The 25,512-nt window shown below is 71.4% G+C and carries 28 protein-coding genes; 11 read left to right on the top strand and 17 right to left on the bottom strand.

Annotation, left to right across the window (positions count from 1 at the left end):
* Positions 1–22: 22 nt before the first annotated feature.
* Both AB0946_RS23835 and AB0946_RS23830 read right to left on the bottom strand, forming a co-directional pair.
* The gene (locus AB0946_RS23835; protein WP_366762656.1) at positions 23–718 is read right to left on the bottom strand and encodes a hypothetical protein; all 696 of its coding nucleotides are present in this window, start codon (positions 716–718) and stop codon (positions 23–25) included.
* Entirely contained in the window at positions 715–864 is a 150-nt protein-coding gene (locus tag AB0946_RS23830) for a hypothetical protein (protein ID WP_366762655.1), read from the bottom strand. The genes AB0946_RS23835 and AB0946_RS23830 overlap by 4 nt, the downstream gene beginning before the upstream one ends.
* Positions 865–1,031: 167 nt before the next feature.
* Between AB0946_RS23830 and dapA the strand changes: the two genes are divergently transcribed.
* Positions 1,032–1,931 carry a 4-hydroxy-tetrahydrodipicolinate synthase gene (gene dapA, locus AB0946_RS23825; protein ID WP_366762654.1) on the top strand — a complete coding sequence of 300 codons (900 nt, stop codon included), beginning with the start codon at positions 1,032–1,034 and terminating at the stop codon, positions 1,929–1,931.
* A gap of 41 nt (positions 1,932–1,972) precedes the next feature.
* Here the strand turns inward: dapA and dapD are convergent, their stop codons facing one another.
* From dapD to AB0946_RS23810, 3 genes are all read right to left on the bottom strand, one after another.
* On the bottom strand, positions 1,973–2,959 hold the full coding sequence (dapD, locus tag AB0946_RS23820; RefSeq protein WP_366762653.1) for a 2,3,4,5-tetrahydropyridine-2,6-dicarboxylate N-succinyltransferase: 987 nt from the start codon (positions 2,957–2,959) through the stop codon (positions 1,973–1,975).
* A gap of 65 nt (positions 2,960–3,024) precedes the next feature.
* A complete protein-coding gene (locus AB0946_RS23815) occupies positions 3,025–3,558 on the bottom strand; it encodes a TetR family transcriptional regulator (protein WP_366762652.1) in 534 nt (177 codons plus the stop codon).
* Positions 3,558–3,881 carry a multidrug efflux SMR transporter gene (locus AB0946_RS23810; RefSeq protein WP_366762650.1) on the bottom strand — a complete coding sequence of 108 codons (324 nt, stop codon included), beginning with the start codon at positions 3,879–3,881 and terminating at the stop codon, positions 3,558–3,560. Before AB0946_RS23810 ends, AB0946_RS23815 begins: the two co-directional genes overlap by 1 nt.
* Positions 3,882–3,987: 106 nt before the next feature.
* On the opposite strand from AB0946_RS23810, the gene AB0946_RS23805 reads away from it, so the two are divergent.
* On the top strand, positions 3,988–4,731 hold the full coding sequence (locus AB0946_RS23805) for an AbfB domain-containing protein (protein ID WP_366762649.1): 744 nt from the start codon (positions 3,988–3,990) through the stop codon (positions 4,729–4,731).
* 53 nt (positions 4,732–4,784) lie between these two features.
* On the opposite strand, the gene AB0946_RS23800 is transcribed toward AB0946_RS23805, so the two are convergent.
* Genes AB0946_RS23800 through AB0946_RS23765 form a run of 8 tightly spaced genes read right to left on the bottom strand, consistent with a single transcriptional unit; the run spans position 4,785 to position 11,335 of the window.
* Entirely contained in the window at positions 4,785–5,117 is a 333-nt protein-coding gene (locus AB0946_RS23800) for a metal-sulfur cluster assembly factor (RefSeq protein ID WP_171157451.1), read from the bottom strand.
* Complete coding sequence (gene sufU, locus AB0946_RS23795) at positions 5,114–5,581, bottom strand: Fe-S cluster assembly sulfur transfer protein SufU (RefSeq protein WP_366762648.1); 468 nt, start codon at positions 5,579–5,581, stop codon at positions 5,114–5,116. The genes AB0946_RS23800 and sufU overlap by 4 nt, the downstream gene beginning before the upstream one ends.
* A 16-nt stretch (positions 5,582–5,597) precedes the next feature.
* Positions 5,598–6,854, bottom strand: a complete 1,257-nt coding sequence (locus AB0946_RS23790) for a cysteine desulfurase (protein ID WP_356341027.1) — start codon at positions 6,852–6,854, stop codon at positions 5,598–5,600.
* A complete protein-coding gene (gene sufC / locus AB0946_RS23785; protein ID WP_014671977.1) occupies positions 6,851–7,615 on the bottom strand; it encodes a Fe-S cluster assembly ATPase SufC in 765 nt (254 codons plus the stop codon). The genes AB0946_RS23790 and sufC overlap by 4 nt, the downstream gene beginning before the upstream one ends.
* Positions 7,616–7,622: 7 nt before the next feature.
* Complete coding sequence (locus AB0946_RS23780; RefSeq protein WP_366762647.1) at positions 7,623–7,943, bottom strand: bifunctional 3-phenylpropionate/cinnamic acid dioxygenase ferredoxin subunit; 321 nt, start codon at positions 7,941–7,943, stop codon at positions 7,623–7,625.
* The gene (gene sufD / locus AB0946_RS23775; RefSeq protein WP_366762646.1) at positions 7,940–9,124 is read right to left on the bottom strand and encodes a Fe-S cluster assembly protein SufD; all 1,185 of its coding nucleotides are present in this window, start codon (positions 9,122–9,124) and stop codon (positions 7,940–7,942) included. Before sufD ends, AB0946_RS23780 begins: the two co-directional genes overlap by 4 nt.
* Positions 9,125–9,182: 58 nt before the next feature.
* On the bottom strand, positions 9,183–10,604 hold the full coding sequence (sufB, locus tag AB0946_RS23770; RefSeq protein WP_014671980.1) for a Fe-S cluster assembly protein SufB: 1,422 nt from the start codon (positions 10,602–10,604) through the stop codon (positions 9,183–9,185).
* Entirely contained in the window at positions 10,601–11,335 is a 735-nt protein-coding gene (locus AB0946_RS23765) for a metalloregulator ArsR/SmtB family transcription factor (protein ID WP_366762645.1), read from the bottom strand. The genes sufB and AB0946_RS23765 overlap by 4 nt, the downstream gene beginning before the upstream one ends.
* Positions 11,336–11,517: 182 nt before the next feature.
* Between AB0946_RS23765 and AB0946_RS23760 the strand changes: the two genes are divergently transcribed.
* Genes AB0946_RS23760 through AB0946_RS23745 form a run of 4 tightly spaced genes read left to right on the top strand, consistent with a single transcriptional unit; the run spans position 11,518 to position 15,122 of the window.
* Entirely contained in the window at positions 11,518–12,330 is an 813-nt protein-coding gene (locus AB0946_RS23760; RefSeq protein ID WP_366762644.1) for an AAC(3) family N-acetyltransferase, read from the top strand.
* Positions 12,331–12,361: 31 nt separating this feature from the next.
* Positions 12,362–13,285 carry an ABC transporter ATP-binding protein gene (locus AB0946_RS23755; protein ID WP_366762643.1) on the top strand — a complete coding sequence of 308 codons (924 nt, stop codon included), beginning with the start codon at positions 12,362–12,364 and terminating at the stop codon, positions 13,283–13,285.
* A gap of 50 nt (positions 13,286–13,335) precedes the next feature.
* Positions 13,336–14,052, top strand: a complete 717-nt coding sequence (locus AB0946_RS23750) for an ABC transporter permease (protein WP_366762774.1) — start codon at positions 13,336–13,338, stop codon at positions 14,050–14,052.
* 59 nt (positions 14,053–14,111) lie between these two features.
* A complete protein-coding gene (locus tag AB0946_RS23745) occupies positions 14,112–15,122 on the top strand; it encodes a COX15/CtaA family protein (protein WP_366762642.1) in 1,011 nt (336 codons plus the stop codon).
* Position 15,123: 1 nt separating this feature from the next.
* On the opposite strand, the gene AB0946_RS23740 is transcribed toward AB0946_RS23745, so the two are convergent.
* The 4 genes from AB0946_RS23740 to AB0946_RS23725 all read right to left on the bottom strand — a co-directional run bounded on the left by AB0946_RS23740 (position 15,124) and on the right by AB0946_RS23725 (position 18,481).
* Positions 15,124–15,861: a nucleotidyltransferase domain-containing protein gene (locus AB0946_RS23740; RefSeq protein ID WP_366762641.1), complete on the bottom strand. Its 738-nt coding sequence runs from the start codon at positions 15,859–15,861 to the stop codon at positions 15,124–15,126.
* An 18-nt stretch (positions 15,862–15,879) separates the two neighbouring features.
* Complete coding sequence (locus AB0946_RS23735) at positions 15,880–16,986, bottom strand: amidohydrolase family protein (protein WP_366762640.1); 1,107 nt, start codon at positions 16,984–16,986, stop codon at positions 15,880–15,882.
* A gap of 133 nt (positions 16,987–17,119) precedes the next feature.
* The gene (locus AB0946_RS23730) at positions 17,120–17,440 is read right to left on the bottom strand and encodes a hypothetical protein (protein WP_366762639.1); all 321 of its coding nucleotides are present in this window, start codon (positions 17,438–17,440) and stop codon (positions 17,120–17,122) included.
* A gap of 69 nt (positions 17,441–17,509) precedes the next feature.
* Positions 17,510–18,481 carry a heme o synthase gene (locus AB0946_RS23725; RefSeq protein WP_366762638.1) on the bottom strand — a complete coding sequence of 324 codons (972 nt, stop codon included), beginning with the start codon at positions 18,479–18,481 and terminating at the stop codon, positions 17,510–17,512.
* Between the two features lie 363 nt (positions 18,482–18,844).
* Between AB0946_RS23725 and tkt the strand changes: the two genes are divergently transcribed.
* Genes tkt through pgl form a run of 5 tightly spaced genes read left to right on the top strand, consistent with a single transcriptional unit; the run spans position 18,845 to position 25,506 of the window.
* Entirely contained in the window at positions 18,845–20,932 is a 2,088-nt protein-coding gene (gene tkt / locus AB0946_RS23720; protein ID WP_366762637.1) for a transketolase, read from the top strand.
* Positions 20,933–20,965: 33 nt separating this feature from the next.
* The gene (tal, locus tag AB0946_RS23715; protein WP_366762636.1) at positions 20,966–22,084 is read left to right on the top strand and encodes a transaldolase; all 1,119 of its coding nucleotides are present in this window, start codon (positions 20,966–20,968) and stop codon (positions 22,082–22,084) included.
* Position 22,085: 1 nt separating this feature from the next.
* Positions 22,086–23,624 carry a glucose-6-phosphate dehydrogenase gene (zwf, locus tag AB0946_RS23710; RefSeq protein WP_366762635.1) on the top strand — a complete coding sequence of 513 codons (1,539 nt, stop codon included), beginning with the start codon at positions 22,086–22,088 and terminating at the stop codon, positions 23,622–23,624.
* The gene (gene opcA / locus AB0946_RS23705) at positions 23,621–24,727 is read left to right on the top strand and encodes a glucose-6-phosphate dehydrogenase assembly protein OpcA (RefSeq protein ID WP_366762634.1); all 1,107 of its coding nucleotides are present in this window, start codon (positions 23,621–23,623) and stop codon (positions 24,725–24,727) included. The genes zwf and opcA overlap by 4 nt, the downstream gene beginning before the upstream one ends.
* On the top strand, positions 24,724–25,506 hold the full coding sequence (gene pgl, locus AB0946_RS23700; RefSeq protein WP_366762633.1) for a 6-phosphogluconolactonase: 783 nt from the start codon (positions 24,724–24,726) through the stop codon (positions 25,504–25,506). The genes opcA and pgl overlap by 4 nt, the downstream gene beginning before the upstream one ends.
* Positions 25,507–25,512 lie beyond the last annotated feature (6 nt).

Raw genomic sequence — 25,512 nt, 5'->3', positions numbered from 1 at the left:
CGGGTACCCGGGCCGAAGGTCGTTAGCCCTGCCCGGTGCCGCCGGGTCCGCGTTCGCCGAGACGCGCGAGTTGGGACTGGAACCAGTCCAGGCGCGCCTGCAACAGGGCGGCCTCGGCGACGAGTTCGGGCACGCCCGGCTCGCCGTCCGCTGTCAACCCGGCGGCAGCGGGGCCGGTACCGCCGGCACCCCCGGTCACCCGGAGCCCGTGCCCGGCCAGCCGGGCGAACCCCGCGAGCGAGACCGGCGTCCGCCCGCGCACGCAGCCCGCGCAGACGGGCACCAGGACCCGCCAGCCCGGCCGCCCCCAGCCGGCGTCGGCCAGGGCGACGGCTCCGGCGCCGCAGCGGCAGGGTCCGGCCGTGGCCGTGCGCACCCGCTGCCGGGCGTAGCGGAAGCCGCGTTCGAAGCGGATGTAGGCACCGAGGACGGAGACCTCCAGCAGGACGGCCCCGCGGTGCTCGGCGGTGCACAGCAGCGCCTCGGCCGCCGCCCGGTCGTGCACGCAGTGGAAGCCGCAGTCGCACCGGCGGGCCGGCGGGCGGTGCCGGAAGCCGTAGACGCAGGAGGCGTCGTCCAGGACGCCGTACGGCAGTGCGCCGCCGAGCGACACACCGGTGAACCCGGCCCGGGTGCCGTCCTGGGACAGCACCGGGTGGGCGATCTTGTAGCCGGTCGGCGGCTCCGTCGGGCGTTCCGCCGGGAGCCGCAGCCTCATCGGGCGGCCGGGACCTCTTCGCGGACCGGTCCGGCCGGTTCGGCCGCATCCGCGCGGACGGTCTCCTCCGGCACCTGCGGCTTCTCCTCCCGGACGACCGGCCGCTCCTCCGCGACCCCGGTGGCCAGTGCCTTGCCGAGCTTCATGGTGCCTCCCATGACGGACGTCGGTGCCCCTCCGCCCATAGTGACCCATGACGCGCCGAGTTGGACACAGGGCGTCGGCCCACCCAGGGCACGATTCAGCATCTCTTACCGATACCTCGTAGGAGATTTAAGTAGAGCTTCACGGACGCGCTGCCGAGACTACTCCCATGACCCGTACCCGCGAGGCCGCACCCTTCGGCCGCACCCTCTGCGCCATGATCACGCCGTTCACCGAGGAGGGCGCCCTCGACCTGGACGGCGCCCAGCGGCTGGCCGCGCACCTGGTGGCGCAGGGGTGTGACGGCCTGGTCCTCAACGGCACCACCGGCGAGTCGCCGACCACGACGGACGAGGAGAAGGCGCGGCTGGTCGCGGCCGTGCGGGAGGCGGTCGGCGACGGGGCCTCGCTGGTCGCGGGCGTGGGCACGTCCGACACCCGGCACACGGTGGAGCTGGCACGGGCGGCCGGGAAATCGGGCGCCGACGGTGTCCTGGTGGTGACGCCGTACTACAGCCGGCCCCCGCAGGAGGCCGTGGCCGCCCACTTCCTCCAGGTCGCCGACGCAAGCGACCTGCCGGTGATGCTCTACGACATCCCGGGCCGCACGGGCACCCGGATCGAGCCGGACACGATGATCCGCCTCGCGGACCACCCGCGGATCGTCGCCGTCAAGGACTGCTCCTACGACTTCCTCGGCACCCTGAAGGTGCTCCGGCGCACGGCGTTGGCGTACTACGCGGGCTGCGACGAGCACGTACTGGCGCTGTACGCGGTCGGCGCGGCGGGCTGTGTGAGCACGGTCGCGAACGTCGTACCGGACCGGGTCGCGGCGATCCTGGCCGCGTTCGACGCCGGCGACACCGACCGCGCGGCCGGACTGCAGCGGGCCCTGACCCCGCTGACCGAGGCCATGATGGGCGCGGGCCTGCCCGGCACGGTCACCGCGAAGGCCCTCCTCACCCGCCTCGGCCTGCCCGCGGGCCCGGTCCGCGCCCCCCTGCTGCCCGCCGACCGGAACACGACCGACGGGCTGCTGAGGACGTACCAGGCGCTCACGACGAGCTGACGTTGACCGATGGGGCGGCCGCGGGTCACGGCCGCCGTTGATCAGTTGTGGCTGTGCAGGATGTCGTTCAGGCCGCCCCAGACCGCGTTGTTCGGGCGGGCCTCGACCGTGCCGGTGACCGAGTTGCGGCGGAAGAGGATGTTCGAGGCGCCGCTCAGCTCGCGGGCCTTGACGATCTGGCCGTCGGGCATGGTGATGCGGGTGCCCGCGGTGATGTACAGGCCGGCCTCGACCACGCACTCGTCGCCCAGCGCGATGCCGACGCCCGCCTCGGCGCCGACCAGGCAGCGCTCACCGATGGAGATGATCACGTTGCCGCCGCCCGAGAGGGTGCCCATGGTGGAGGCGCCGCCGCCGATGTCCGAGCCGTCGCCGACCACGACGCCCGCGGAGATCCGGCCCTCGACCATGGAGGTGCCGAGGGTGCCGGCGTTGAAGTTGACGAAGCCCTCGTGCATGACCGTGGTGCCCGCCGCGAGGTGTGCGCCGAGGCGGACCCGGTCGGCGTCGGCGATGCGCACGCCCTTCGGGGCGACGTAGTCCGTCATGCGCGGGAACTTGTCGATCGAGGTCACCTGGAGGTGCAGGCCCTCGGCGCGGGCGTTCAGGCGCACCTTCTCGATGTCGTCCACGGCGACCGGGCCGAGCGAGGTCCAGGCGACGTTGGCGAGGTGGCCGAAGATGCCGTCGAGGTTCTGGCCGTGCGGCTTGACCAGGCGGTGCGAGAGCAGGTGCAGGCGCAGGTAGACGTCGTGGGCGTCGATCGGCTTCTCGTCCAGCGAGGCGATGACCGTGCGGACCGCGACCACCTCGACGCCCCGGCGGGCGTCCGGGCCGGTCGCCGCGGTCGCGCCGCCGCCCAGCAGCTGGGCCGCCTGCTCGGCGGTCAGCCGCTCGGTGCCGGCCGGACCCGGCTCCTCGACCAGCTCGGGGGCCGGGAACCAGGTGTCGAGAACGGTGCCGTCGGAGGCGATCGTGGCGAGGCCGGCGGCGACGGCGCCGGTGGTACGGGTTGCAGACTCGGTCATGGGAGAAAACCTAACGTGGGCGGGGTGGTGAGGGCGAACCGCGTCTCACGTGCCGGGCGCGGGTTTCAGGGGATCAGCCGGGCCAGCGCGGAGCGCGCGTACTCCTCGTCGTAGGAACCGCCCGTCAGCAGCACCTGGAGGCAGATGCCGTCCATCAGCGCGAGCAGGGCCCGGGCCGTGACCGGGTCGGTCCGGCGGGCCAGCAGGGCCGCCCCCCGCTCGGTCCACTCGGCGGCGACGGGACGCAGCGCGGGGCGGCGCAGCGCGGCCAGGTACAGCTCGTACTCCAGTTCCACGCCCGTGCGCCCGCCCGCCAGCCACTGCCCGAGCGCCCGGGCGAGGTCGGCGGCGAGGTCGCCGTCACCGCCCTCCGGCACCAGCTCGGCCAGCACCCGGCCGAACCCCTCGTTCGCCTGCCGCAGCGCGGCCACCAGCAGTTCTTCGAGGGTGGCGAAGTGGTACGTCGTGGAGCCGAGCGGTACGTCCGCCTCGGCGGCGACCGTGCGGTGGCTCAGCCCGGCGATGCCGTCCCGGCCGGCCACCCGGATCGCCGCGTCGATGATCCGTTGCCGGCGCCCGGGGTCGTGGCGGCGCGGCATCAGTGGGCCGCCCCGCCGAGGTTCAGCACGACCACTCCGCCGATGATCAGCACGATCCCGGCGACCTTGGCCGGGCTCAGCCCCTCGCCGAACAGCAGCAGACCGAGGACGGCGACGGTCGCGGTGCCCACGCCGGACCAGATCGCGTACGCCGTGCCGATCTGGACGGTCCTCAGCGTCCGCGCGAGCAGCGCGAACGAGACGACGTAGCCCACAGCGGTCACGAGCGAGGGCCAGAGCCGGCTGAATCCCTCGCTGTACTTCATCGCGGTCGTGGCGGCGACCTCGGCGGCGATGGCGCCGGAGAGCAGCAGGTACCCCATGTGTACGAGCGTACACAGCGCCTGTGTACGCTCGTACACAACGAGGTGGTTCCTCTTGCGTCGAAACCGCTCGCGGCCGGCCCCGCCTCCACTACTGTGCGGGCCCGTGCTCGAAGACACCCCCCGCATCCGAAGACTCTGGCCGGCCGCCGCACTGGCGCTGGCGGCAGCCGTGGCGACCGTGGCCGTGACCGCCCTCGACGACCGCCCCGGCGAGACGAGGGCCACCGCACCGCCGACGCCGCCCGACGACGGCCCCGGCCTGCTCTCCTTCGCCTCCCCGTCCGCCTCGGCGGCGCACACGCCGGCTCCCGCGCGGAACCGCACGGCCCCGTCGCCGCCCTCGTCCTTTGCCCCCGCGTCCCCCGCCCGCCCGGAGCGCACGCCCGCGAAGTCGCCGACGCCCACGGCCGGTTCCTCCCGCCCGGCGGAGCACGGCACGTCCGTCCGCTCCCTCAGCCACCCCGACCGCTACTGGCACGTGAGCGGCGGTCTGGTGAGGCTCGACCCCGTCACCTCGGCCGCGGACCGCCGCGCCGCCACCTTCACCCGGGTCAGGGGCCTTGCCGACGGCCGCTGTTGGTCCTTCACCACGGCCGACGGCGGCTACCTCCGCCACCGCGACTTCCTGCTCCGCGCCGAACGCGCCGACGGCTCCGCCCTGTTCCGGCAGGACGCCACGTTCTGCCCCCGCCCCTCCGCCGTCACCGGCGCGGTCGTACTGGAGTCGGTCAACTACCCCGGCCGCTTCCTGCGCCACCAGGACTTCCAGCTCCGGCTGGACCCGTACCAGGACACCGGCCTCTACCGGTCCGACTCGGCGTTCCTGCTGGTGGACGGGGTGGCCTGAGCACGCGAAAGGGGCCGTGGCCCATGGCCACGGCCCCTGTCACCGGCTGTGTGTCAGACGTTGAACCCGAGCGCCCGGAGCTGCTCACGGCCGTCGTCCGTGATCTTGTCGGGACCCCACGGCGGCATCCAGACCCAGTTGATGCGCAGTTCGTTGACGAGGCCGTCCGTGGCGGACTTGGCCTGGTCCTCGATGACGTCCGTCAGCGGGCAGGCCGCCGAGGTCAGGGTCATGTCGACCGTGGCGATGTTGGAGTCGTCGATGTGGATGCCGTAGATCAGGCCGAGGTTGACGACATCGATGCCCAGCTCGGGGTCGACCACGTCCATCAGGGCCTCGCGGAGTTCTTCCTCCGAGACCGGCTTCATCTCTGCGGTGTCGGTCATGCCGTCTTCCTTTCGGCGTCGGCGCCACCCAGCGCCTGGGCCGTCGCGTCCTTCCACGCCATCCAGCTCAGGAGGGCGCACTTCACCCGCGCGGGGTACTTGGAGACACCGGCGAACGCGACCGCGTCCTCCAGGACCTCCTCCATCGCGTCGTCGGGCTCGATCTTGCCCTTGGACTGCATCAGCTCCAGGAAGGTCTCCTGGATCTTCCGCGCCTCGGCCAGGTCCTTGCCGACGAGGAGCTCGTTGAGCACGGAGGCGCTCGCCTGGCTGATCGAGCAGCCCTGGCCCTCGTACGAGACGTCCTCGATCTTCGTGCCGGCGTACTTCACGCGCAGGGTGATCTCGTCGCCGCAGGTCGGGTTCACATGGTGCACCTCGGCGTCGCCATCCCTCAGACCACGCCCGTGCGGGTTCTTGTAGTGGTCCAGGATGACGTCCTGGTACATCGAATCCAGCTTCACGGTGTCGACTCGCCTCTCAGCCGAAGAAGTTCCGTACGTGCTCCAGGCCGTCGACCAGAGCGTCGATCTCGGCCGGCGAGGAGTACAGATAGAACGACGCTCGCGTGGTCGCAGGAATTCCGTAGCGGAGGCAGACCGGGCGGGCGCAGTGGTGGCCGACACGGACCGCGATGCCCTGCTCGTCCAGGACCTGGCCCACGTCGTGCGGGTGGATGTCCCCGAGCGTGAAGGAGATCGCCGCCCCGCGGTCCTCGGCCGTCGTCGGGCCGATGATCCTCAGGTCGGGAACCTCCGCCAGGCGCCGCACCGCGTACTCCGTCAGCGCGTGCTCATGGGCGAGGATCCTGTCCATGCCGATCGACTGGAGGTAGTCGATCGCCGCGCCGAGGCCGACCGCCTGGGCGATCGGGGGCGTGCCCGCCTCGAACTTGTGCGGGGCGGGGGCGTACGTCGAGGAGTGCATCGAGACCGTCTCGATCATCTCGCCGCCGCCGAGGAACGGAGGCAGGTCCTCCAGCAGCTCCTGGCGGCCCCAGAGGACGCCGATGCCGGTCGGGCCGCACATCTTGTGGCCGGTGAAGGCCACGAAGTCGGCCTGCAGGGCCTGCACGTCCAGCGGCATGTGCGGGGCGGCCTGGGAGGCGTCGATGCAGACGAGGGCGCCGACCTCCTGGGCGCGGCGGATTATCGTCTCGACCGGGTTGACCGTGCCGAGGATGTTGGAGACCAGCACGAAGGAGACGATCTTCGTCTTCTCGGTGATGATCTCGTCGATGTTCGACAGGTCGAGACGGCCGTCGTCCGTGAGGCCGAACCACTTCAGCTTCGCGCCCGTGCGCTGCGCGAGCAGCTGCCACGGCACGATGTTGGAGTGGTGCTCCATCTCCGTGATGACGATCTCGGTCTCGTGGTCCACCCGGTAGGGCTCGTCGGCCCAGCCCAGCATGTTCGCCACGAGGTTGAGCGACTCGGAGGCGTTCTTGGTGAAGATCACCTCGTCGCGGCTCGGCGCGTTGATGAACGCGGCGACCTTGTCGCGCGCGCCCTCGTACAGCGCCGTGGCCTCCTCGGCGAGCACATGCACACCGCGGTGGACGTTGGCGTTGTAGCGCTCGTAGTACTCGCTCAGGGCGTCCAGTACCTGGCGCGGCTTCTGCGAGGTCGCCGCGTTGTCCAGGTACACGAGCTTCTTGCCGTCGTGGACGACTCGGTCCAGGACGGGGAAGTCCTTGCGGATCGCCTCGGTGTCGAGGAGGCCCGGCAGCTGTGTCACGCGGATGCGCCACCCTTCACGTATGCCTCGTAGCCCTCGTTCTCCAGCTTGTCCGCGAGCTCGGGGCCACCGGACTCGACGATGCGGCCGCCGGCGAACACGTGGACGTGGTCGGGCTTGATGTAGCGCAGGATGCGCGTGTAGTGCGTGATCAGCAGGGTGCCGACCTCGCCGGACTCGCGGACGCGGTTGACGCCCTCGGAGACGATGCGCAGCGCGTCGACGTCCAGGCCGGAGTCGGTCTCGTCGAGGATCGCGACCTTCGGCTTGAGCAGCTCCAGCTGGAGGATCTCGTGGCGCTTCTTCTCACCGCCGGAGAAGCCCTCGTTGACGTTGCGCTCGGCGAAGGACGGGTCCATGTTGAGGCGCTCCATGGCCTCCTTGACCTCCTTCACCCAGGTGCGCAGCTTGGGGGCCTCGCCGCGGATGGCGGTGGCGGAGGTGCGCAGGAAGTTGGAGACCGAGACGCCGGGGACCTCGACCGGGTACTGCATCGCCAGGAACAGGCCCGCGCGGGCGCGCTCGTCGACGGACATCTCCAGGACGTCCTCGCCGTCCAGGGTGACCGTGCCGCCGGTGATCGTGTACTTCGGGTGACCCGCGAGGGAGTAGGCGAGGGTCGACTTGCCGGAGCCGTTGGGGCCCATGATGGCGTGCGTCTCGCCCTGCTTCACGGTGAGGTCGACGCCCTTGAGGATCTCCTTCGTGGCGTTGTCGGCCTCGACGGTGACGTGCAGGTCTCGGATTTCAAGCGTTGCCATGGGTGCCTCAGGACTCCTGGGTGAGGGAGACGAGAACGTCGTCCCCTTCGATCTTTACGGGGTATACGGGGACGGGGCGCGTCGCGGGGAGGCCGGACGGCTTGCCGGTGCGCAGGTCGAAGGCGGAGCCGTGCAGCCAGCACTCGATCTGACAGTCCTCCACCTCGCCCTCGGAGAGGGAGACGTTCGCGTGGGAGCAGATGTCGTGGATCGCGAAGACCTCGCCCTCGGTCTTCACGACCGAGACGGGCGTGCCGTCGAGTTCCACCCGCTTCGGGGTGCCGTCCTCCAGCTCGCTGAGCCCACAGACGCGTACGAACGACGTCATGCGACCGAAGCCTCCAGCTCTTCCTCGATCTTGGCGAGCAGGCGCTCCTCGATGTCGGCGACACCGATCTGCTGGACCAGCTCGGCGAAGAAGCCGCGGACCACCAGGCGGCGGGCCTCGTGCTCCGGGATGCCGCGGGCCATCAGGTAGAAGAGCTGCTCGTCGTCGAAGCGGCCGGTGGCGGAGGCGTGTCCCGCGCCGACGATCTCGCCGGTCTCGATCTCCAGGTTCGGCACCGAGTCGACGCGCGAGCCGTCGGTGAGGACCAGGTTGCGGTTCATCTCGTAGGTGTCCGTGCCCTCGGCCTTGGCCTCGATGAGCACGTCACCGATCCAGACCGCGTGCGCGTCGTCACCCTGGAGGGCGCCCTTGTAGACGACGTTCGACTTGCAGTGCGGGGTGTTGTGGGTGACCAGCAGGCGGTGCTCCTGGTGCTGCCCGGCGTCGGTGAAGTACAGGCCGAACAGCTCGGCCTCGCCGCCGGGGCCGGCGTACTCCACGCGCGGGTGCAGGCGGACCACGTCACCGCCGAAGGTCACGACCACGGACTTGAAGGACGCGTCCCGGCCGACCAGCGCGTTGTGCTGGGCGACGTGGACGGCCTTGTCGTCCCAGTCCTGGACGGAGACGACGGTCAGCTTGGCACCGTCCCCGAGGAGGTAGTCGACGTTCGCGGCGAGCACCGCGTCACCGGTGTGGTCGATGACCACGACGGCCTCGGCGAAGGCGCCCAGCTCGATCACCTGGTGGCCGAAGGCGGTGCCGCCTTGGCCGTGCACGGCGATGCGGATCGGCTCGGTGAGGACGGTCTCCTTGGGGACGGTCACGACCGAGGCCTTCTCGAAGGCGGAGTACGCCTGGGCGGCGACGCGGTCCACCGGGGTGCCCGCCTTGCCGAGGCGCGCGTCGTCGCGGCCCACGGTCTCGACGGTGACGCCCTCGGGGGCCTGGACGTCGACCTTCACGCCGTCGCCGTTCGCGACGGCGGTGCCGTCGTGCAGGCCGCGCAGGCGCTCCAGCGGGGTGAACCGCCACTCCTCCTCACGGCCGTGCGGGACCGGGAAGTCCGCGACGTCGAAGGACGGGGGCGCGCTCATGCGCGAGACGACGGTCGACTCCGCGGCGACCGCGATCGAGCCGGCGGTCGTCGAACCGACCGGGATGTTAGGGGCCTCAGCCATGGCTGTCGTAATGCTCGCTTTCTTACGGGTGGGCTTGACGGGGAGTGCGGACCGGTGGTCAGCCGACCGCGCCCTCCATCTGCAGCTCGATCAGCCGGTTGAGCTCCAGCGCGTACTCCATGGGCAGCTCCTTGGCGATCGGCTCGACGAAGCCGCGCACGATCATCGCCATGGCCTCGTCCTCGGAGAGGCCGCGGCTCATCAGGTAGAAGAGCTGGTCCTCGGAGACCTTGGAGACGGTGGCCTCGTGACCCATGGACACGTCGTCCTCGCGGACGTCGACGTAGGGGTACGTGTCCGACCGGGAGATGGTGTCGACCAGCAGCGCGTCGCACAGCACGTTCGACTTCGACCCGGCGGCGCCCTCGCCGATCTCGATGAGACCGCGGTAGGACGTACGGCCGCCACCGCGCGCCACCGACTTGGAGACGATGTTGGACGAGGTGTTCGGCGCCATGTGGACCATCTTGGCGCCCGCGTCCTGGTGCTGGCCCTCGCCCGCGAAGGCGATGGACAGGGTCTCGCCCTTGGCGTGCTCGCCCATCAGGTAGACGGCCGGGTACTTCATCGTCACCTTGGAGCCGATGTTGCCGTCGATCCACTCCATGGTCGCGCCCTCGTAGGCCACGGCGCGCTTGGTGACCAGGTTGTAGACGTTGTTCGACCAGTTCTGGATGGTCGTGTAGCGGCAGCGGGCGTTCTTCTTGACGATGATCTCGACCACCGCGGAGTGCAGCGAGTCCGACTTGTAGATCGGCGCGGTGCAGCCCTCGACGTAGTGGACGTAGGCACCCTCGTCGACGATGATCAGGGTCCGCTCGAACTGGCCCATGTTCTCCGTGTTGATGCGGAAGTAGGCCTGGAGCGGGATCTCGACGTGCACGCCCTTCGGCACGTAGATGAAGGAGCCGCCGGACCACACGGCGGTGTTCAGCGCGGCGAACTTGTTGTCGCCGGCCGGGATGACCGTGCCGAAGTACTCCTTGAAGAGCTCCGGGTGCTCCTTCAGGGCGGTGTCGGTGTCGAGGAAGATGACGCCCTGCTCCTCCAGGTCCTCGCGGATCTGGTGGTAGACGACCTCGGACTCGTACTGGGCGGCGACACCGGCGACGAGGCGCTGCTTCTCGGCCTCCGGGATGCCCAGCTTGTCGTAGGTGTTCTTGATGTCCTCGGGCAGGTCCTCCCAGGACTCCGCCTGCTTCTCCGTGGAGCGCACGAAGTACTTGATGTTGTCGAAGTCGATGCCCGAGAGGTCGGAGCCCCAGTTCGGCATCGGCTTCTTCTCGAAGAGCTTCAGGCCCTTCAGGCGCAGCTTGGTCATCCACTCCGGCTCGGACTTCTTGCCCGAGATGTCGCGGACGACGTCCTCGTTGAGGCCACGCCTGGCGGAGGCACCGGCCACGTCGGAGTCGGCCCAGCCGTATTCGTACTTGCCCAGGCCCTCCAGCTCAGGGTGGGCAGTCTCCGTGGGGAGAGTCATGCGGGGTTCCTCCCGGCCGTGCTTGCAGGTGCGTCAGTGGAAATCTTGGGGATGAACGTCGTGCAGACGCCGTCGCCGTGCGCGATGGTCGCCAGTCGTTGGACGTGGGTGCCCAGCAGCTCGGCGAAGATCTCCGTCTCCGCCTCGCACAGCTGCGGGAACTGTTCCGCGACGTGGGCGACCGGGCAGTGGTGCTGGCAGAGCTGCTCGCCGACCGGTGCGCTGCGCGCCGTAGCAGCGTACCCGTCGGCGCTCAGGGCCTTGGCCAGCGCTTCGGCGCGTTTGTCCGGTGCCACGGCCTCGATCGCCTCGCGGTACGCGCCCGCCTGGGCGGCGATCCGGGCGCGGGCGAAGGCGGCGACCGCCTCGGGGCCGCCCCCCTGCTCCGCGATCCAGCGCAGCGCGTCCGCGGCGAGCTTGTCGTACGACTGGTCGAAGGCGTCCCGGCCGCAGTCGGTGAGCGCGAAGACCTTCGCGGGCCGGCCGCGCGTGCGCGTGCCGTACACCCGCTGCTCGCGGGCCTCCACGACGTCGTCGGCGACCAGCGCGTCCAGGTGACGCCGGACGGCCGCCTGGGTCAGTCCCAGCCGGCCGGCGAGTTCGGCGACGGTCGACGGCCCGTGGTCCAGGATGGAGCGCGCGACCCGGTTGCGCGTGGAGCGCTCACCGGTCGCTAGCTCCTCCTGAGGGGCCCCCGTGGGGGTCTCCCGAGCCTCGCCGACGTTTTTCACAACGCCATTGTTGCGTAATTCCGCGGAGCCTGACAAGCGCCGTCCGGATCACCAGCGGTGCCCTGCGTCACTTAGGTGAACCTAATCCGACCTGCGGAAACGATCATCCGGTCGACCGTCCGGGCCGTCGCCCTGGGTAATGCGGTGGCGTCCCGCGCGCCCGTCCGGGAGACTCCGGGACCATGCCCACACCCCCTCCGACCGGCCCTCTTGTCACCCGGGACGACATCGCCGCCCAGCTGGCACTGCTCGGTGTCGAGGCCGGTGAGACCCTCCTCGTGCACTCCTCGCTCAGCTCCCTCGGCTGGGTCAACGGAGGCGCGGTCGCGGTCGTCCGGGGAATCCTGGACGCCCTCGGTCCGGCGGGCACGCTCGTCGTCCCCACCCAGACCGGCGCCCACTCCGATCCGGCCGTCTGGGTGAATCCGCCGGTGCCCGAGGAGTGGTGGGACCGCATCCGCGCCACCATGCCGCCGTACGATCCGCTGATCACCCCCTCCCTCGGGGTCGGGGTCGTGCCGGAGACCGTGCGCACCTGGCCGGGCGCCCGGCGCAGCGCCCATCCGCAGACCTCCTTCGCCGCCGTCGGCCCGCGCTCGCGGGAGATCACCGACGGCCACGCACCCGACTGCCGGCTCGGCGAGCGCAGCCCGCTGGCCCGGCTGGAGCGGCTGGGCGCCCGGGTGCTGCTGCTCGGCGCGGGCTACGACTCCTGCACCGCGTTCCACCTCGCCGAGTACCGGATACCCGCGCCCCGCGTGCGGGTCGGCCGGCCCGCTCCCGGCGGCTGGGAGACGGTGACCGAGGTGTCGATCAGCTCCGACCGGTTCGACGAGCTGGGGCACGACTTCGAGCGGGACCGGCCCGTCGTGCGGGGCACGGTGGGCGCGGCGGACGTCCGGCTGTTCCCGGTCGCGGACGCCGTGGCCTACGCCGAGCGCTGGCTGCCCCTGCACCGGCCCCGTGAGGAGGACTTCCACCACCCCCGCGCCTGAGGGCCGGACGGCGTACCTAGACTCTGGACCCATGCGAAGTGAGCCGGTGGTCCAGGTCCAGGCCTTGGTGAAGCGGTACGGCACGAAGACCGCGGTGGACGGCCTCGACCTGGTCGCCCAGCCGGGCGTGACCGCCGTACTCGGGCCCAACGGGGCCGGGAAGACGACCACGGTCGAGACCTGCGAGGGGTACCGGAAGCCGGATTCCGGCACGGTGCGCGTCCTGGGTCTCGACCCGGTACGGCAGTCCGCCGAGCTGCGCCCCCGCATCGGCGTGATGCTCCAGTCCGGAGGCGTGTACTCCGGTGCCCGGGCGGAGGAGATGCTGCGCCACATGGCGAAGCTGCACGCCCATCCGCTGGACGTCGACGCCCTCGTCGAACGCCTCGGGCTCGGCTCCTGCGGCCGGACCGGCTACCGCCGGCTCTCCGGCGGCCAGCAGCAGCGGCTGGCGCTCGCCATGGCCGTCGTGGGCCGCCCGCAGCTGGTGTTCCTGGACGAGCCGACCGCCGGGCTCGACCCGCAGGCCCGCCGGGCCACCTGGGACCTGGTGAGGGACCTGCGCGCCGACGGCGTCTCGGTGATCCTCACCACGCACCACATGGACGAGGCCGAGCAGCTCGCCGACGACGTCGCGATCATCGACGGCGGCCGGGTCATCGCCCAGGGCTCCCCGGAGGAGCTGTGCAGGGGCGGCGCCGAGAACACCCTGCGCTTCACCGGCCGGCCCGGCCTCGACGTCGGCTCCCTGCTCAAGGCGCTGCCGGCCGACTGCACGGCCGCCGAGCTGACCCCGGGCTCCTACCGGGTCGTCGGCAAGGTCGATCCCCAGCTGCTGGCCACGGTGACGTCCTGGTGCGCCCAGCACGGGGTGATGCCCGAGCGGATCTCGGTGGAACGGCACACGCTGGAGGACGTCTTCCTGGAGCTGACCGGCAAGGAGCTGCGCTCGTGATCACGGCGGGTACGTACACCCCGAAGCCCGGAGCCGCCCCGCTCCCCCGCATGATCGCGGCGCAGGCGGCGCTGGAGACGAAGATGCTGCTGCGCAACGGCGAGCAGCTGCTGCTGACGGTCGTCATCCCGACCCTGCTGCTGGTGCTCTTCAGCTCGGTCGACATCGTGGACACCGGCAAGGGCGACGCCGTCGACTTCCTCGCCCCCGGCGTCCTGGCCCTGGCCGTGATGTCGACGGCGTTCACCGGCCAGGCCATCGCCACCGGCTTCGAGCGCCGCTACGGCGTCCTGAAGCGGCTCGCCTCCTCGCCGCTGCCCCGCTGGGCCCTGATGGCCGCCAAGACGGCGTCCGTGCTGGTCACGGAGGTCCTCCAGGTGATCCTGCTGACCGTCATCGCCTTCGCGCTGGGCTGGTCCCCGCACGGCGACCCGGCCGCCGTCCTGCTGCTGCTCGTCGTCGGCACCGCCGCCTTCTCCGGGCTCGGCCTGCTGATGGCGGGCACGCTGAAGGCAGAGGCGACGCTGGCCGCCGCCAACCTGGTCTTCCTGCTGCTGCTCGTCGGCGGCGGGGTCATCGTGCCGCTGGAGAAGTTCGGCTCGACGGGTGAACGGGTCCTCGGACTGCTGCCGATCTCCGCCCTCTCGGACGGCCTGCGGGACGTGCTCCAGCACGGCGCCGGCATGCCCTGGGGCGACCTGGGGATTCTCGCCGTCTGGGCGGTCGCCGGCCTCGCCGCGGCCGGGAGGTTCTTCCGCTGGGAGTGACCGATCCCGCACGCGCCGGGGCGGACCCTCGTGAACGCGTGCACAAGCGGCGGCCTACCATGGTGCGCGTGCCAAAGCTGAACCGCGCCGACGCCGAAGCCGCCCTGCGCAACCCGCTCGCCTTCATCGCCGACCGCTGGACCCCGGACCCCCGGACCGTCCGGCGGGCGGCGCTCGCCGCGCTCGTGATGTCGGTGGTCATCGTCGTGACCGGCGGCGCCGTCCGCCTGACCGGCTCGGGCCTCGGCTGCCCGACCTGGCCCACCTGCACCGACGACTCGCTGACCACCACCCGGGCCATGGGCTTCCACGGGGTCGTCGAGTTCGGCAACCGCATGCTGACGTACGTGCTGTGCGCGGCCGTCGGCTGGGCGATCGTCGCCGCCCGGGCCCACAAGCCGTGGCGGCGCGACCTGACCCGGCTGGGCTGGGCCCAGTTCTGGGTGGTCATGGGCAACGCCGTCCTCGGCGGCATCGTCGTCCTGGTCGGCCTCAACCCGTACACCGTCGCCGCGCACTTCCTGCTCTCCACCGCCCTGATCGCCATCGCCACGGTGATGTGGCAGCGCGCGCGGGAGGGCGACGCGGCGCCGCGTCCGCTGGTCGGCAAGGCGGTGCAGCAGCTGGTGTGGTTCCTGGTGCTCGCGTCCGTGCTGCTCATCGCGGTCGGCACGGTGGTGACCGGGGCCGGGCCGCACGCCGGCGACTCCAGCGAGGTCGACCGCATCCCGATCGACTGGGAGACGGTCGCCAAGCTGCACGCGGTGCTCGCGTGGATCGTGGTGACGCTGACGTTCGCCCTGTGGTTCGTCCTGAAGGCGGTCGACGCGCCGCAGGGTCCCCTGGCCCGGACCCGCGAGCTGTTCGTCGTGCTGCTGGCCCAGGGCGTGATCGGTTACGTGCAGTACTTCACGCACCTGCCCGAGGTCCTGGTCGCCCTGCACATGCTCGGCTCGTGCCTGATCTGGATCGCCGCCCTGCGGGTCCTGCTGTCGCTGCGCGAGCGTTCGGAAGCCGCCGCGGACCTGCCGGGCCCGGCGGCCGAGGTGCCGGTCGGCACCCGCGCGTGAGTCACCCGTACGTGGCGACGAGGGCGTCGATCGCCGGCCCCAGGTAGGCGCGGGTCAGCCCGGCCCGCCGGGCGAGCCAGTCGGTGGAGGCCGGGGCGGGGGTGCCGTAGCGGCGCCGGGTGATGTCCTCCACGACCTCCGCCGGAGCACCCAGCGCCCCCAGCTCGCCGAGGGCCTCCCGCTTGGAGATCAGCCGGCCCTCGCGCAGGGTCACGGTGGCCCGGGCGAAGGTCAGCAGGCCCAGGTCGACCCAGACGTCCTGCCGCCAGAGGCGGGCCTTGTCCACCGCGGGCCGCCAGAAGTCCCGCTGGTCGCGCACGACGAAGTCGGTCAGCTGCCGCTCCGGCACCGGCGGCAGCAGCCCCGCCGGGGCCTCGCCGTGCAGCACGCGTCCGAAGGCGTGCAGCTCGCGCCGGGTGACGGGGGTGACCGGCCGGCGCGTCACCCGTTCGTGGGCCCACGTGAGGTGGGGCCGGTCCGGGTCGTGCAGGGTGGCCGGCGTGAGGTAGCTGCAGTGGAGCTTCGCCGCGAGGGGTTCCCTGCGCTGCCCGCGGTGCAGCGCGACAAGCCGTCGTACCGTTCCCAGGGTCAGCGGGTCCGGCAGGACGGCGATCAGGTCGAGGTCGCTGCGGCCCTCCTGGTAGTCACCGCCGGCCAGTGAGCCGTGCGCCCAGACGGCGCGGGGGCGCAGGGGTCGCAGGGCGTGCAGGAACCCTTCGAGCACAACCGCGGTCGTCATCCGCTCAGTCTGGACGACTCACCCGAGCCCGTACACCCGGCGCGCGTTGTCCGCCGCGATCATCCTCGCCACCCGCTGGGCGTCCTCCAGGGACCAGGCGCCGTCGGCGACCCAGTGGCCCAGCACGCGGCCCAGCGCCTCCCGGAAGAGACGGGCGCCGACGACATGCAGTTCCGGCAGGCCCCGTGCGCCGGTGGAGAAGAGGATCTTGCCGAAGGGGGCCAGTTCCAGGATCTCGGCGAGGACCGTGGCCGCCCGGGCGCCGGTGCGGACCAGCGCGGCGCCGGAGTCGGCGTAGACGTGCGGGAAGACACCGGCCAGGTGGGCGGCGTGGCGGTGGTACGGATAGCCGTGCAGCAGGATCAGGTCGGTGCCGAGGCCGGCCGTGGCCCGGACGAAGTCGGTGAGCAGCACCGGGTCCGTGCGGTCGATGCGGGAGCCGGGCTCGCCGAGGCCCGCGTGCAGTTGCAGGGGCAGGCCCGAGGCGACGGCGATCCACAGCAGGTGCCGGAGCAGGACGGGGTCGCTGAGCGCGCCGCCGACGCACCGTCCGGCCAGCCAGCGGCCCGCCGCGCCGCGCACCTCCCCCGGCTCCGGCGGCTCGGGCGCGAGGGCCAGGCCGTGTCTGAGGCCCGCGACGGAGGTGAAGGCGACGGCGGTGGCCGCGGCTCCGTGCACCGACTCGGCGAGGTTGGCGAGGAAGGAGTCGACGGTGCCGGAGGTGTCGGCGACCTGCTCCGCGAGCGGTTCGAGCCGGATGACCTCGCGGGCCTGGGCCGCCGCCGCCGAGGCCAGTTCGGCCGGGCCGGTGAGGTCGCCGGGCAGCCCCGTGTCGACCAGGTAGGTCGTGATGCCGCTGCCGCGCAGCAGCCTGCGGCCCGACTCCAGGACGCCCAGTTCGCGGCGCCGGGCCAGGTAGCGGGCCGGCGGGCAGTGCGGTTCGAGGCCGAGCAGGGGCGGGCACCAGCGCCGTACCGCGAAGCCGGTCTGGGTGTCGAAGAGGGTGGTGCCCGGGGCCGGGGGTCCCTCGGTGCGGGCCAGCTGGGCCTCGAAGGTGCCGAGGCCCAGTTCCGTCCGCAGCACGCCGTGGCAGTACTGGTCCACGAGGGACGGCGTCTCGATCATTCCGGCTCCCCGTGGGACGTGGGCGCGCTGCCTTACACGTCCTAACGGGTGATCCGGGGTTCAGGTGGCGGCAGCCGACCCGAAGGAACGCGGCGCCGCATCCGTGTGCGGCTCCCCACGGGCGCCGCCCGCGCTAGCCGCCGATCTGGATGCCGGCCATCCGCTTCCACTCGTACGGCCCCGTCGCCACCTTCGCGGCGAACTCGCCGTCGAAGGACTCGTGGACCGTGATGCCCGCCTTCTCGACGGCCTTCTCGGCGATCTCGTACGTGGGAGCCACCAGGTCGCCCCAGCCGCCGTCCTCGCCGACGAGGACGATCCGGGCGCCGCGTTCGCCGATGTGGGCCACCTGGCCCTCGGCGCCGCCGTGGGCCTTGGAGAAGGCGCTGATCTCCCGGGCGAGCCTCGCCACCTTGCGCTCGGCCCGTGCGTCAACCTGCTGCGTGTCTGCCATGCCCAGGATGCTACCGACGGGTAGATCGGCTGGCGAGATCAGGGCGCTGTGACGTGCGCCCGGGCGCGCTCAGCGCAGGAACGGGTCCACCGCGATCGCGACGAACAGCAGCGACACATAGGTGATCGACCAGTGGAAAAGCCGCATCTCCTTGAGCTTCACGCCCGTGACCTCGGCCTTGGCCCGGTGCTGCAGCGCGTGCGCCTCCCACAGCCACCATCCGCCCGCGGCCAGCGCGACGGCCGTGTAGAACCAGCCGGTGTAGCCGAGGGGGGTGAGGAGCAGGGAGACGGCGACCATGACCCAGCTGTAGAGGACGATCTGCCGGGCCACGACCTTGTTGGAGGCGATGACCGGCAGCATCGGCACGCCCACGCGGGCGTAGTCGTCCTTCACCTTCATGGACAGCGGCCAGTAGTGCGGCGGGGTCCAGAAGAAGATCACCAGGAACAGGATGACCGGCGCCAGGGAGAGCGAGTCCGTCACGGCCGACCAGCCGATCAGCACGGGCATGCAGCCCGCGATGCCGCCCCACACGATGTTCTGCGACGTACGCCGTTTGAGGAGCATCGTGTAGACGACGACGTAGAAGAGGAGCGCCCCGAGCGAGAGCCAGGCGCTCAGCCAGTTGACGGTGAGGCCGAACAGCAGTGTCGACACGACCGCGAGGGTGATGCCGAAGACCAGGCACTCGGCCGGACTGACCATGCCCGTCACCAGGGGCCGCTGCGAGGTGCGGTCCATCAGGGCGTCGATGTCCCGGTCGATGTACATGTTCAGCGCGTTGGCGCCGCCCGCCGACAGATAGCCGCCGACGCAGGTGAGCAGCACCAGCTTGAGGTCGGGCACACCCTGCTGCGCCAGGAACATCACCGGAACGGTGGTGATGAGCAGCAGCTCGATGATCCGCGGCTTGGTCAGCGCCACGAACGCCTTGACACGGGCCCCGAACGGCCGATGAGCCGGGCCCTGGCTCGCACCATCGAGCAAAGCCGCTGGACGGGATTCGACGGCCGTCACGCACACCCCTGACAGAGACATCCCAGCAAGCCCCCCGTATGAAGTCCCGGTAAAGGCTCGCGCGTACCACGCCACTTTAGACGTTGCCCATACCCCGCCCTTCGCGGGGGTGGGGTCGTGTTGACGCACGCCCCATAAGAGGGGTCCCCGCACTCGATTGAGCGCTCAGATGACCGGCTCCGTATTCATGTGCCAAATGCCGTTCCCGGCCAGTCGGGAGGCGGATCGCGCGGACTCCCGGCAGTCTGGAAACACTCGAAAAAACGCACGTCCTTACGGGGGTAGGCTCGACAGCGGCCGGCGGGCGGCAAGCCCGTCGGCGGCCGGGTGGGCGCATGCCCCGACGACCGGCGACCGACATGTGGAGAGGAGCCCTGACCCAGGGTGAGCACCAAGCCGACCACCACAGACCTTGAGTGGACCGAGCTGGACCAGCGGGCCGTGGACACCGCCCGTGTCCTGGCCGCAGACGCCGTACAGAAGGTCGGCAACGGCCATCCCGGTACGGCGATGAGCCTGGCCCCGGCCGCCTACACCCTCTTCCAGAAGGTGATGCGGCACGACCCGGCGGATCCGGAGTGGGTCGGCCGCGACCGCTTCGTGCTGTCCGCCGGGCACTCGTCCCTGACCCTCTACACCCAGCTCTACCTGGCCGGCTTCGGCCTGGAGCTGGACGATCTGAAGTCGTTCCGGACCTGGGGCTCCAAGACCCCCGGCCACCCGGAGTACGGGCACACCAAGGGCGTCGAGACCACCACGGGCCCGCTGGGCCAGGGTGTCGCCAACGCGGTGGGCATGGCGATGGCCGCCCGCTACGAGCGCGGTCTGTTCGACCCCCAGGCCCCGGCCGGCGAGTCCCCCTTCGACCACTTCGTCTTCTGCATCGCCGGTGACGGCTGCCTCCAGGAGGGCATCTCCGCCGAGGCGTCCTCGCTGGCCGGCCACCAGAAGCTCGGCAACCTGATCCTGCTGTGGGACGACAACCACATCTCGATCGAGGGCGACACCGAGACGGCCGTCTCCGAGGACACTGTCAAGCGGTACGAGGCCTACGGCTGGCACGTGCAGCGCGTGGAGGCCAAGGAGAGCGGCGACCTGGACCCGCAGGCGATCTTCGCCGCGATCCAGGAGGCGAAGAAGGTCACCGACCGGCCGTCGTTCATCGCGATGCGCTCCATCATCGCCTGGCCGGCCCCGAACGCCCAGAACACCGAGGCCGCGCACGGCTCGGCGCTGGGCGAGGACGAGGTCGCGGCCACCAAGCGCGTCCTCGGCTTCGACCCGGAGAAGTCGTTCGAGGTCGCCGACGAGGTCATCGCCCACACCCGCAAGGCGCTGGAGCGCGGTGCCCAGGCGAAGTCCGAGTGGGAGAAGTCCCTCCAGGAGTGGCGGGAGGCCAACCCGGAGCGGGCCGCCGAGTTCGACCGGATCAGCAAGGGCGAGCTGCCCACCGGCTGGGAGGAGAAGCTCCCGGTCTTCGAGCCCGGCAAGGCCGTCGCGACGCGTGCCGCGTCCGGCAAGGTGCTGCAGGCGCTCGGCGCGGTGATCCCCGAGCTGTGGGGCGGCTCCGCCGACCTCGCCGGGTCGAACAACACCACCATCGACAAGGACAGCTCGTTCCTGCCCGAGGGCAACCCGCTGCCCGAGGCCAGCCCGTACGGCCGCACGATCCACTTCGGCATCCGCGAGCACTCCATGGGCGCGGAGCTGAACGGCATCACGCTGCACGGCAACACCCGCGTCTACGGCGGCACCTTCCTCGTCTTCTCCGACTACATGCGCAACGCGGTGCGCCTGTCGGCCCTGATGCACCTGCCGGTGACGTTCGTGTGGACGCACGACTCCATCGGCCTCGGCGAGGACGGCCCGACCCACCAGCCGGTCGAGCACCTGGCCTCGCTGCGCGCGATCCCGGGTCTGAACATCGTGCGTCCGGCGGACGCCAACGAGACGGCCATCGCCTGGCGCGAGATCCTGCGGCGCTGGACCAAGGAGTTCGGCAAGGGCCAGCCGCACGGCCTGGCGCTCACCCGCCAGGGCGTGCCGGTGTACGAGCCGGACGAGGACGCGGCCAAGGGCGGCTACGTGCTGTTCGAGGCCGACGGCGGCGAGCCGCAGGTGATCCTGATCGCCACCGGTTCCGAGGTGCACGTGGCCGTGGAGGCCCGTGAGCGGCTCCAGGCCGAGGGCGTGCCCACGCGTGTCGTCTCGATGCCGTGCGTCGAGTGGTTCGAGCAGCAGGACCAGGGGTACCGGGACTCCGTGCTGCCGCCGTCCGTCAAGGCCCGGGTGTCCGTCGAGGCGGGCATCGGTCTGACCTGGCACAAGTACGTGGGGGATGCCGGCCGCATCGTCTCGCTGGAGCACTTCGGTGCTTCCGCCGACGGCAAGCTGCTCTTCAAGGAGTTCGGCTTCACCGCGGAGAACGTGGCCGCGAAGGCGCGGGAATCCCTCGCCGACGCTCAGCGCTGACGCTCATATACGACACGTAGGAGATGTAATTCCATGACAGACGCACTCAAGCGCCTCTCCGACGAAGGCGTCGCGATCTGGCTGGACGACCTGTCGCGCAAGCGGATCACCTCCGGCAACCTCGCCGAGCTGATCGACCAGCAGCACGTCGTGGGCGTCACCACCAACCCGACGATCTTCCAGAAGGCGATCTCCCAGGGCGACGGCTACGACCAGCAGCTGTCGGACCTCGCCGCCCGCAAGGTCACCGTCGAAGAGGCCATCCGCATGATCACGACGGCGGACGTCCGCGACGCCGCCGACATCCTGCGGCCGGTCTTCGACGCGACGAACGGCCAGGACGGCCGGGTCTCCATCGAGGTCGACCCGCGCCTCGCGCACAACACCAAGGCGACCGTCGCCGAGGCCAAGCAGCTGGCCTGGCTCGTGGACCGCCCCAACACCCTGATCAAGATCCCGGCCACCGAGGCGGGTCTGCCGGCGATCGCCGAGACGATCGGCCTCGGCATCAGCGTCAACGTCACGCTGATCTTCTCGCTGGAGCGCTACCGCAAGGTCATGGACGCCTACCTGACCGGCCTGGAGAAGGCGAAGGAGCGGGGTCTCGACCTGTCGCAGATCCACTCGGTGGCGTCCTTCTTCGTGTCCCGCGTGGACACCGAGATCGACAAGCGGCTGGACGCCATCGGCACCGACGAGGCCAAGGCGCTGCGCGGCAAGGCCGCCGTCGCCAACGCGCGCCTCGCCTACCAGGCCTACGAGGAGGTCTTCTCCTCCGACCGGTGGAGCGCGCTGGAGAACGCGGGCGCCAACAAGCAGCGTCCGCTGTGGGCGTCGACCGGTGTGAAGGACCCCGCGTACCCGGCCACCCTCTACGTCGACGGGCTCGTCGCCCCGAACACGGTGAACACCATGCCGGAGGCCACGCTGGAGGCCACCGAGGCCCAGGCCGAGATCACCGGCGACACCATCACCGGCACCTACGAGCAGGCGCGCGCCGACCTCGACGCGCTGGAGAAGCTCGGCATCTCGTACGACGACGTCGTGCGGGTGCTGGAGGACGAGGGCGTCGAGAAGTTCGAGGCGTCCTGGACCGACCTGCTGAAGTCCACCCAGGCGGAGCTCGAGCGCCTCGCCCCCTCGGAGGGCTGACTTGTCACCCGTTTCCGGTTCCGGAGCGAACCCGCTTCGTGACCCGGCCGACCGACGGCTCCCGCGCATCGCGGGACCGTCGGGCCTGGTCATCTTCGGCGTCACCGGCGACCTGTCGCGCAAGAAGCTGATGCCCGCGGTGTACGACCTCGCCAACCGGGGTCTGCTGCCGCCGGGCTTCTCGCTGGTGGGCTTCGCCCGCCGCGACTGGGAGCACGAGGACTTCGCCGAGGTCGTCCACGACGCGGTCAAGGAGCACTCGCGTACTCCGTTCCGCGAGGAGGTCTGGCAGCAGCTCATCCAGGGGATGCGCTTCGTCCAGGGCACCTTCGACGACGACGAGGCATTCGAGCGGCTGCGCGCCACCATCGAGGAGCTGGACAAGGCACAGGGCACGGGCGGCAACTTCGCCTTCTACCTGTCCGTGCCGCCGCGCTCCTTCCCGGTGGTCATCCAGCAGCTGAAGAAGCACGGTCTGGCCGACCAGACCGGCGGTTCCTGGCGGCGAGCGGTCATCGAGAAGCCGTTCGGGCACGACCTGGCGTCGGCCGAGGAGCTGAACAAGGTCGTGCACGAGGTGTTCGAGCCGGAGCAGGTGTTCCGGATCGACCACTACCTCGGCAAGGAGACCGTCCAGAACATCCTGGCGCTGCGCTTCGCCAACACGATGTTCGAGCCGATCTGGAACCGGTCCTTCGTGGACCACGTCCAGATCACGATGGCCGAGGACATCGGCATCGGCGGCCGGGCCGGCTACTACGACGGCATCGGCGCCGCCCGGGACGTCATCCAGAACCACCTGCTCCAGCTGATGGCCCTCACGGCCATGGAGGAGCCCGCCTCCTTCGGCGCGGACGCGCTGGCCGCGGAGAAGGAGAAGGTGCTCGGCGCCGTCCGGCTGCCGAAGGACCTGGGCGCCGACACCGTGCGCGGGCAGTACGCGGCGGGCTGGCAGGGCGGTGAGAAGGTCATCGGCTACCTCGAAGAGGAGGGCATCGACCCGAAGTCGAAGACCGACACCTACGCCGCGGTCAAGCTGGAGATCGACAACCGCCGCTGGGCGGGTGTCCCCTTCTACCTGCGCACCGGCAAGCGCCTGGGCCGCCGGGTGACCGAGATCGCGGTCGTCTTCCAGCGGGCCCCGCACTCGCCGTTCGACACGACGGCGACCGAGGAGCTGGGCCAGAACGCGATCGTCATCCGCGTCCAGCCCGACGAGGGCGTCACCGTCCGCTTCGGCTCCAAGGTGCCGGGCACCTCGATGGAAATCCGGGACGTCTCCATGGACTTCGCCTACGGCGAGTCGTTCACGGAGTCCAGCCCGGAGGCGTACGAGCGGCTGATCCTGGACGTGCTGCTGGGCGACGCCAACCTCTTCCCGCGCACGGAGGAGGTGGAGCTGTCCTGGAAGATCCTCGACCCGATCGAGGAGTACTGGGACACGCACGGCAGGCCCGCGCAGTACAAGTCGGGCACCTGGGGTCCCGTGGAGGCGGACGAGATGCTCGCACGAGACGGACGGAGCTGGCGCCGGCCATGAAGATAGATCTGACCGACACCACCGCCGGCGCCATCAACAAGGCGCTCGTGCGTGGCCGCCGAGCCATCGGCACGCCCGCCGTCGGCATGGTGCTGACCCTCGTCATCGTCACCGACGAGGAGAACGCCTACGACGCCCTGAAGGCCGCCAACGACGCCTCGCGCGAGCACCCCTCGCGCACGCTGGTGGTCATCAAGCGGGTCTCCCGCTCCCCGCGCGACCGTACGTCCTCGCGGCTGGACGCCGAGGTGCGGGTGGGCGCGGAGGCGGGCACCGGCGAGACGGTCGTCCTGCGTCTGTACGGCGAGGCCGCCGACCACGCCGACTCGGTGGTCCTGCCGCTGCTGCTGCCGGACGCGCCCGTCGTCGTGTGGTGGCCGGTGAACGCCCCGCTCGACCCGGCGAAGGACCCGCTGGGCGCGCTCGCCCAGCGCCGGGTCACCGACACCTACGCGGCCGAGCAGCCGGTGCGGGAGCTGGCGGCCCGCGCCGAGGCGTACACGCCGGGCGACACCGACCTGTCCTGGACGAGGATCACCCCGTGGCGTTCCATGCTCGCGGCGGCGCTCGACCAGGTCACCTGCCGGGTGACGGCCGTCGAGGTCGAGGGCGAGGAGTTCAACCCGAGCTGTGAGCTGCTGGCGATGTGGCTCGCGGACCGGCTGGACGTACCGGTGAAGCGCTCCCTGTCCTCCGGGCCGGGGCTCACGGCCGTCCGCATGGACACCGACTGCGGGCCGATCGTGCTGGACCGGGCCGACGGCTCGCTGGCCACGCTGTCCATCGAGGGCCAGCCGGCCCGCGCGGTGGCGCTGCAGCGGCGGGACACCGCCGAGCTGATCGCGGAGGAGCTGCGCCGGCTGGACCCGGACGACACCTACGCGTCGGCGCTGCGCTACGGCGTGGAGCGGCTGGACACGGTGCCGCGGCAGGCGTCCGGGGCGCCGGCCGGGGACGCGGGCGCCGAGTCCTCGGCCGAGCCGGTCGCCGTACCGGAACCGGTCGAGGAAGCGGCCAAGGCCCCCGCGAAGAAGGCGGCGGCCAAGACCGCGAAGAAGGCACCGGCGAAGAAGGCACCGGTGAGGAAGGCGACGGCGAAGTGAGCACTCCGCAGCTGGTCGTCCACCACGACAAGGAACTGATGGCGCAGGCCGCCGCGGCGCGCCTGATCACGAAGATCGTGGACGCGCAGACCTCCCGGGGCACCGCGTCCGTGGTCCTCACGGGTGGCCGCAACGGCAACGGCCTGCTGGCCGCGCTGGCGGCGGCCCCCGCCCGGGACGCCATCGACTGGGGCCGCCTCGACCTGTGGTGGGGCGACGAGCGCTTCCTCCCCGAGGGCGACCCCGAGCGCAATGTCACGCAGGCCCGCGAGGCGCTGCTGGACTCGGTGCCGGTGGACCCGGAGCGCGTGCACGCCATGCCCGCCTCCGACGGCCCGCACGGCGCGGACGTGGAGGCGGCGGCCGAGGCGTACGCGGCGGAGCTGGCGAAGGCCGCCGGACCGGAGAACCACGGCCCGGTGCCCACCTTCGACGTCCTCATGCTGGGCGTCGGCCCGGACACCCACGTGGCCTCACTCTTCCCCGAGCTGCCCGCGGTCCGGGAGACCGAGCGCACGGTGGTCGGCGTGCACGGCGCCCCCAAGCCGCCGCCCACCCGGATCTCCCTCACCCTCCCGGCGATCCGCGCGGCCCGCGAGGTCTGGCTCCTCGCGGCCGGCGAGGACAAGGCGGAGGCCGTGGCCATCGCCCTGTCCGGCGCGGGCGAGATCCAGGCCCCGGCGGCGGGCGCGTACGGCCGCACGCGCACGCTGTGGCTGCTGGACTCGGCGGCGGCCGCGCAACTGCCGAGGTCGCTGTACCCGCCGGCGTCGCCGTGAGCGGCT

It is taken from the genome of Streptomyces sp. NPDC046870, from assembly GCF_040704595.1.
Taxonomy (GTDB): domain Bacteria; phylum Actinomycetota; class Actinomycetes; order Streptomycetales; family Streptomycetaceae; genus Streptomyces; species Streptomyces argyrophylli.
Note: the sequence above shows the minus strand (reverse complement) of the source record. Positions and strands in the feature narration are given on the sequence as shown.